This window comes from Alteromonas sp. AO-Serp (assembly GCF_017849675.1).
GTDB lineage: Bacteria > Pseudomonadota > Gammaproteobacteria > Enterobacterales > Alteromonadaceae > Alteromonas > Alteromonas macleodii.
Window position 1 is genome coordinate 23,717 of record NZ_JAFLMX010000215.1, and the last position, 6,395, is coordinate 30,111.

General features: G+C 44.5%; 7 protein-coding genes. 3 read left to right on the top strand and 4 right to left on the bottom strand.

Annotation, left to right across the window (positions count from 1 at the left end; all coding sequences use genetic code 11):
* The first annotated feature begins 150 nt into the window (after window positions 1-150).
* From QVA83_RS14595 to QVA83_RS14605, 3 genes are all read left to right on the top strand, one after another.
* The gene (locus QVA83_RS14595) at window positions 151-1,971 is read left to right on the top strand and encodes an ABCB family ABC transporter ATP-binding protein/permease (RefSeq protein ID WP_101563945.1); all 1,821 of its coding nucleotides are present in this window, start codon (window positions 151-153) and stop codon (window positions 1,969-1,971) included.
* Window positions 1,972-2,187 carry a DUF3820 family protein gene (locus QVA83_RS14600; RefSeq protein ID WP_014948919.1) on the top strand — a complete coding sequence of 72 codons (216 nt, stop codon included), beginning with the start codon at window positions 1,972-1,974 and terminating at the stop codon, window positions 2,185-2,187.
* 65 nt (window positions 2,188-2,252) lie between these two features.
* A complete protein-coding gene (locus tag QVA83_RS14605) occupies window positions 2,253-2,576 on the top strand; it encodes a hypothetical protein (RefSeq protein ID WP_156078141.1) in 324 nt (107 codons plus the stop codon).
* Here QVA83_RS14605 and QVA83_RS14610 read toward each other — a convergent pair.
* The 4 genes from QVA83_RS14610 to QVA83_RS14625 are packed head-to-tail and all read right to left on the bottom strand — an operon-like array spanning window position 2,573 to window position 6,288.
* On the bottom strand, window positions 2,573-3,937 hold the full coding sequence (locus QVA83_RS14610; protein ID WP_156078140.1) for a TrkH family potassium uptake protein: 1,365 nt from the start codon (window positions 3,935-3,937) through the stop codon (window positions 2,573-2,575). The two genes, QVA83_RS14605 and QVA83_RS14610, sit on opposite strands and share 4 nt — an antisense overlap.
* The gene (locus tag QVA83_RS14615; protein ID WP_014948916.1) at window positions 3,934-4,590 is read right to left on the bottom strand and encodes a potassium channel family protein; all 657 of its coding nucleotides are present in this window, start codon (window positions 4,588-4,590) and stop codon (window positions 3,934-3,936) included. The genes QVA83_RS14610 and QVA83_RS14615 overlap by 4 nt, the downstream gene beginning before the upstream one ends.
* Entirely contained in the window at window positions 4,590-5,285 is a 696-nt protein-coding gene (locus QVA83_RS14620; RefSeq protein WP_075176251.1) for a response regulator transcription factor, read from the bottom strand. The genes QVA83_RS14615 and QVA83_RS14620 overlap by 1 nt, the downstream gene beginning before the upstream one ends.
* 4 nt (window positions 5,286-5,289) lie before the next feature.
* Window positions 5,290-6,288: a sensor histidine kinase gene (locus tag QVA83_RS14625; RefSeq protein ID WP_156078139.1), complete on the bottom strand. Its 999-nt coding sequence runs from the start codon at window positions 6,286-6,288 to the stop codon at window positions 5,290-5,292.
* Between the last annotated feature and the right edge of the window lie 107 nt (window positions 6,289-6,395).

Here is a 6,395-nt window from a genome sequence, read left to right on the forward strand (position 1 = left end):
CTCTAGCCTATTTCAAAACGTACTTCAAAAAGCGAAAATCGCCCTACACGAGCAGGTTAGCTCAATATCTATTACAACGTTTACGAAAAGCGATTTTTTGAATCAGCGCGTTCCTAACACTGTAAACACAATAATAAAGCACACTATAAAATGAGAAAAAACCGTTTTCCTACCAATGTCGACGAACCTGTTAAATGGCACGTTCTCTCACAGCTTTGGCCTTATCTCCTAGAGTTCAAGCACCGTGTATTTCTTGCTCTACTGTGCCTAGTAGCAGCAAAACTTGCCAGTATCGGCCTACCCTATGTATTGAAATACACTGTCGATAGCTTAAATGGCGACCTAACCACGCTTGCATTAGCGGTACCTATCAGCCTTATCGTTGCCTACGGAACACTGCGTTTACTGAATGTTTTGCTCGGCGAAGTACGAGACACGCTATTTGGTCGGGTTACAGAGCGTGCCATGCGCCGCCTTGGCCTAAAAGTCTTTAAACATTTGCACAACTTAGACTTGGGCTTTCATTTAAATCGACGCACAGGCGGATTGTCACGAGATATAGAGCGCGGTACCAACGGCGTAAGCTTCCTCATGCGTTTTATGGTGTTTAATATTGTTCCTACCCTGTTAGAGATCACTCTTGTTGTAGGCTTACTCTTGTTTCAGTTTGGCGTATCTTTCGCGTTAATTATTGTAGTTAGCGTGGTGGCTTACATTGGCTTTTCGATGAAAGCCACGGATTGGCGCACTCGCTTTGTTACTCAGATGAATGAAGCTGACTCGACCACCAATTCCCGGGCGGTAGACAGCCTGCTAAATTTTGAAACCGTTAAATATTTTAACAACGAATCCTTTGAAGCCAATCGCTACGACACGGATTTAGCTGCATGGGAAAAGGCACGAAGAAAAAACCGCTTGTCGCTATTTGCATTGAATGGCGGTCAAGCTGCCATTATCGCTATCGCCATGACATCTATGATGGCAAACGCCGCCTTTGGCGTCATGAATGGCGAAATGACCATAGGTGACTTTGTATTGATAAACGCCTTCACCATGCAAATTTTTATGCCCTTAAATTTCTTGGGGTTTGTGTACCGTGAAATTCGAGGGAGCCTTGCGAATATCGATAAGTTGTTTGACCTTCTCGCCCAAACGCCGGCCATAAAAGATGCCCACGACGCTACAGAATTAACCTGTGCGAACCCTGCACTGCGATTTAACAATGTGCATTTTGCATACACTGAGAATCGACAAATACTTAACGGCTTAAGCTTTGATGTACCGCCAGGCTCAAAAGTAGCGGTAGTGGGTGAAAGCGGCGCAGGAAAATCAACGCTGATGAAACTACTCTTTCGGTTTTATGAGCCTCAACAGGGCGACATCACGATAAATGGAAAAGACATCGCATCGGTTACGCAACAAAGTCTGCGTTCACATATCGGCATTGTCCCTCAGGATACGGTGCTGTTTAACACTACCTTGCTAGAGAATATTCGCTACGGTAACCCTGACGCCAGCGATGAAGACATTAAGCAAGTTATCAAACTCGCGCATCTTGAAGCATTTGTAGAAAGCCTACCTGAAAAGCTAGACACAACGGTAGGTGAGCGAGGCCTAAAACTTTCTGGTGGCGAAAAGCAGCGCGTTTCTATCGCAAGGGCCTTACTTAAAGGCGCGCCAATCATGATTTTTGATGAAGCCACCAGCTCGTTAGACAGCACGTCAGAACGTGCGATATTAGCGGCCCTTCGCGACGCTGCTAAAGGACACACCAGCTTAGTCATCGCCCATAGACTGTCCACAATTGTTGATGCCGACAAGATCCTTGTACTTAAAAACGGTACCATTGTAGAGGAAGGGACACACACTTATTTGCTTGAGCAAGGTGGTGAATACGCAGCACTATGGCAAGCACAACAACGTGAAGATGAAGACCTCAACGAAAATCCCAAGACAAAAGGTAATCAGTAAATGGACCCAACGCTTATTAAAGCCGCTATTAACCAAGTGATGCCCTTTGGCAAATACGCTGGAAGACGCCTATTTCATTTACCTGAACCCTATTTGGTCTGGTTTCACAAGCAAGGCTTTCCAGAAAACAAGCTTGGTGAACAGCTCGCTTTAATGTATGAAATTAAGCTAAACGGCTTAGAGTCTGTTGTAGAACCGCTATTAAATGACGACTAGCAATCACACGGGGACTCAGCGTCCCCTAATGGCAAAATGAGTAAACTCTAACCACACTAAGATTTATGTTAGCAAGACCCAGAAAGCAACGTCAAAGTGACGTAAACGAACGTATCAAAAAAATACATAATGCCATTGCCGACAAACTGATGTTGCAACCAGAGCTATTCGAAGAAGTCGAAAAAACATTAGAAACCCGTTATCACAACAAAATGATGCGCTATGGAAGCTACCTTCTTTGGAAAGGAATAATTGAGGCTCGCCATCAACCAGACGTATTTAAGGCGCTTCTTTTGGCTGACGACGAGCGTACAGCCAACTTAAGAAGAGAAACCATCTTCGTCGGTATTTTAAGTGAAGATGAACGAGCCGCTATTTTTGCAGGTTAACCAATTGCTAGTTTAGCTTCTGGGTATTTAATGCGGCTTATTCGAGGGCTGGCAATAAAATAAGCCAATGTCAAAGGCCCTAATCTACCCGCGTACATCAGTAAGATAATGATCCACTCACCACTGTTTGACAGTTCGCCAGTTAACCCTCTGGAAAGACCCACGGTCCCAAGAGCAGAAACCGCTTCGAACACGATATCCAAAAAGTCAGCTTTTTCTGACATTAATAAAAGAAAAATAGCTATCCACGTAATACCTATGGAAATCATCGTAAGCGCTAGCGCTTTGCTGATAGTGTCATTTGAAATTGTTCTGCCAAAGAGTCGTGGTGCAGCTCCCCGCTGAATATAGTTGTATGCGGCAATGATCAAAACGATGAAAGTCATCAGTTTTATACCGCTTGCGGTACTCATTGAGCCCCCGCCGATAAACATTAGCAACAACATTAGTGCTGTTGTTGGATCTTCTAACGATGCTATATCCAGCGTATTAAAGCCGGCTGTTCTTGGAGTAACGGCTTGAAACCAAGATGCCCATAATGCGCTTTGAGTATCGAGGTTCGCCAAGGTTGCAGGATTATCACTTTCAATAACAAAGATAAGCAAAAAGGCGGTTACATTGACAATTAGCGTACCCAATATCATTGTCTTGGCATACACAGAGATGCGTTGCCATCTGCGCTTTTTATGAAGCTCTATCCAAACGGAAAACCCGAGACCACCAATAATAAATAATGCAGAAATAGTGATGTTGATAATCGGGTCTCCCACATAGGCGGAAAGACTATCCCCACTAAGTGCAAATCCTGCGTTGTTGAACGCAGAGATGGTGTAAAAAAACGCGTGAAATAACGCTTCACTTACTCCTTTTTCCTGCATCCAGTAGGCCGACAGAATACAAAAACCCACTAACTCAACGAAGAAGGCAAAAATCAGTACCGACTTTGCTGTAGACACAAGCGTTGATAAATCTGTTTGATTAAACGCCTCCTTCACTGCCGATTGCTGCAAGAAACTGATTTTACTTCCTAAGGCAATGAGCGTGACGATGGCAAACGTCATCAGCCCTAGGCCCCCCAGCTGAATTAAAACCGCAATCACCGCTTGTCCAGCAGTTGTAAAAACAGATCCGGTATCGACTACCACAAGACCCGTTACTGTCACCGCCGATGTGGAAGTAAATAGGCTTTGGATCCACGAGATGGGCTCATGAGTCATCATTGGTAATTTTAGGATAACGGTGCCTAAGAAAATCACCGCCACAAAGCTTAGAGAGAGAATAAGAGGCGGCCCTACCTGAATTTTATTAATACCTTTAGGCGAGCGCTCTATCGGTCTGTAGCTAGGATCCCATCTGTTCATTGTGCTAGCCTAGGCGCTATTTTAACAAGGTTCTCTCTATGGCCGCAGAGGATAACGGTATCTTTCGAAGTAACTTCAAAGTCTAACGATGGATTATGATGTAGCTGGTGACCTCGCTTAACTAACAAACAAGAGACTTGCCCCTTACCGACGGACAGCACGTCTTTTAAGCGCTGTGAAGAAAAGTGATCAGACAAAATGACATCAACGATATAAACGCCGTGCCCTATACCCAAGTAGTCATTCACCATTGGGTAGTTAAGCGCTTGCGCCACCCTTGCTCCCATCTCTTCTTCAGGATGAATAATTTTCGACACACCCAGCTTGGATAAAATAGCGTGGTGAGCAGAGCTATTAGCTTTCACCCAAATATTGGCTACGCCCAAGTTTTTTAGTGCCAACGTACACAGTAAGCTAGCTTGCATATCCTCGCCAATAGCAACAAGCACGGCTTCGCTCTGACACAAGTTTAATTCCTTGAGTGCACGCTCATCACTGGCATCACACACAACGCACTGTGTAAACTCACCTGCATACTGTTCAACCAGCTTTTCACTTTGGTCAATTCCTGTAACGGTGTGTCCCATATGAATTAACTCTAAACTGGCCGTTAAGCCAAACTTGCCAAGCCCAATTACACTAAAGTGCGACATTAATTAGCCTCCGGTTTATCAACCGCTATTCGGTAGCCTTGTTTAGGCATTGTCTCTATTAAATCTTTCTCGAACGGATCTATCTTCTTTCTTAGCTGTCTTACAAGAACGCGGATGTAGTGGGTATCTTCACTGTGATGCAGACCCCATATTCTTCTTAACAATTCTTGCTGACTAACAAACGCCCCAGGCTGTTTTGTAAGCTCGTCAAGAAGCTGAACTTCTTTTGGGGCGAGCGCGATAACTTCGCCTTCAACGAGCAGCCGTCGCTCGGTAATATCCAATGCTATCTTGCCAATCTGTCGTGTGGGCGTTGTGGGCTCAACCACAGGATTGAAGTCTCTAAGCAGTACTTTCACCCGGGTGACAAGCTCTCTGATCCCAAAAGGCTTGCTGACATAGTCATTGGCACCCCGGGACAACAGGTCGACTTTGTCTAACTCCTGATCTCTTGCAGACAACACGAGCACTGGCAGGCGACTAGATTCTCTTATGCGTTTAAGTACTTCACTCCCCTCACCATCAGGTAACCCTAAATCGAGTATGACAAGGTCAGGACGGTGCTGATTAAACAATGACAAAGCTTCTCGAACCGAAGCAGCTTCAACACAAAGGTAGCCTTCTGCACCTAGCGCAATGCTCAGCATCTGACGAATATTCGCATCATCTTCAACAAGTAGAATGGTGTGGCTCATTGCGCTAATCCCTTTTTGGAATTGTAATACTGACGAGAAGGCCTGGTGTGGTATTCGACAGCTTGATAGCACCACTATGGGCGTGAACTATGCCTGCTGCTACGCTTAGTCCTAAGCCAATGCCGCCTTTTCCACTATCGCTGCGACGACTGGTTTGAAAAAGCTGTATTGGCGCTTGTAGCTGTTCATCGCTGATCCCTTCGCCTTTATCGGCTATTTGAAACTTAAACTCTCCATCAGAGTGGCTAACCATCAGCAATACACTGTCATCGCTGAATTTAAGGGCATTATCAATTACGTTAAATAAAGCTTGTTCAAACAGTGATTCAGACACAGTTATACCGCGACTGTCACTGTTGTTGATCACTTTTAGTCGACCACTGTTAATACGACTTTCAAGGTTAGCTAAAAAGGCAGTCAGGTTTACATGGGTTAAATTTAGCGCTAACGCGTTATGCTCAATTCGTGTGGCTTGAAGCAGGTTCTCAACGTAAACATAAAGGCGTTTACCTTCATCGTGAACCCCTTTTAACAGTGCCTGTCTCTCAATGTCATCAAGCTTGTCTTGATATGTCATATAGGTTTCAACAGAACCGATAATGGTAGAGAGCGGCGTACGCAAATCGTGGGACACAGATCGAAGGACACTAGATTGTGTTTTAACAACCTGTAGTGCATGTTGTTGAGAATTGACGTAGACAGCAAGCTCGCTAATGAGGATGGCTACAATGATGAAAACGACAAAATTTATGCTGTCTTCAACTTCTGCAATTTGAAATGAGTGCAAAGGCTCGGTGAAAAAATAATTAAAGCTCAGTGCTCCGGCTACCCCTGCAAGCAAGCCGTAAAACCTTGAGGTCGTTAACGCCACAATGGCACACGCGAGCTGTAGAATGAGCAGAATACCGCCAAGCGGCAGTAACCAGTTACTAAGTGCTAAACACCCTAAAATAGCCACAGCCATAATAAAGAGTGTATAGAAACCGTGTTTAAATTGGGTCATAGGTCAATCGTGTTTACTTCAACACAATGAGCATATCAACCTAACCTCAAATATACGCGTAAAATTTAGGTAAAAAAAACGGCATCTCAATGATGCCGTTTCTTCAA

Excerpts from the sequence above, each read along its gene's own strand:
- QVA83_RS14595 (WP_101563945.1), top strand. The coding sequence starts at position 151 with ATGAGAAAAAACCGTTTTCCTACCAATGTCGACGAACCTGTTAAATGG.
- QVA83_RS14610 (WP_156078140.1), bottom strand. The coding sequence starts at position 3,937 with ATGAACAGATGGGATCCTAGCTACAGACCGATAGAGCGCTCGCCTAAA.
- QVA83_RS14620 (WP_075176251.1), bottom strand. The coding sequence starts at position 5,285 with ATGAGCCACACCATTCTACTTGTTGAAGATGATGCGAATATTCGTCAG.
- QVA83_RS14615 (WP_014948916.1), bottom strand. The coding sequence starts at position 4,590 with ATGTCGCACTTTAGTGTAATTGGGCTTGGCAAGTTTGGCTTAACGGCC.
- QVA83_RS14625 (WP_156078139.1), bottom strand. The coding sequence starts at position 6,288 with ATGACCCAATTTAAACACGGTTTCTATACACTCTTTATTATGGCTGTG.
- QVA83_RS14605 (WP_156078141.1), top strand. The coding sequence starts at position 2,253 with ATGTTAGCAAGACCCAGAAAGCAACGTCAAAGTGACGTAAACGAACGT.
- QVA83_RS14600 (WP_014948919.1), top strand. The coding sequence starts at position 1,972 with ATGGACCCAACGCTTATTAAAGCCGCTATTAACCAAGTGATGCCCTTT.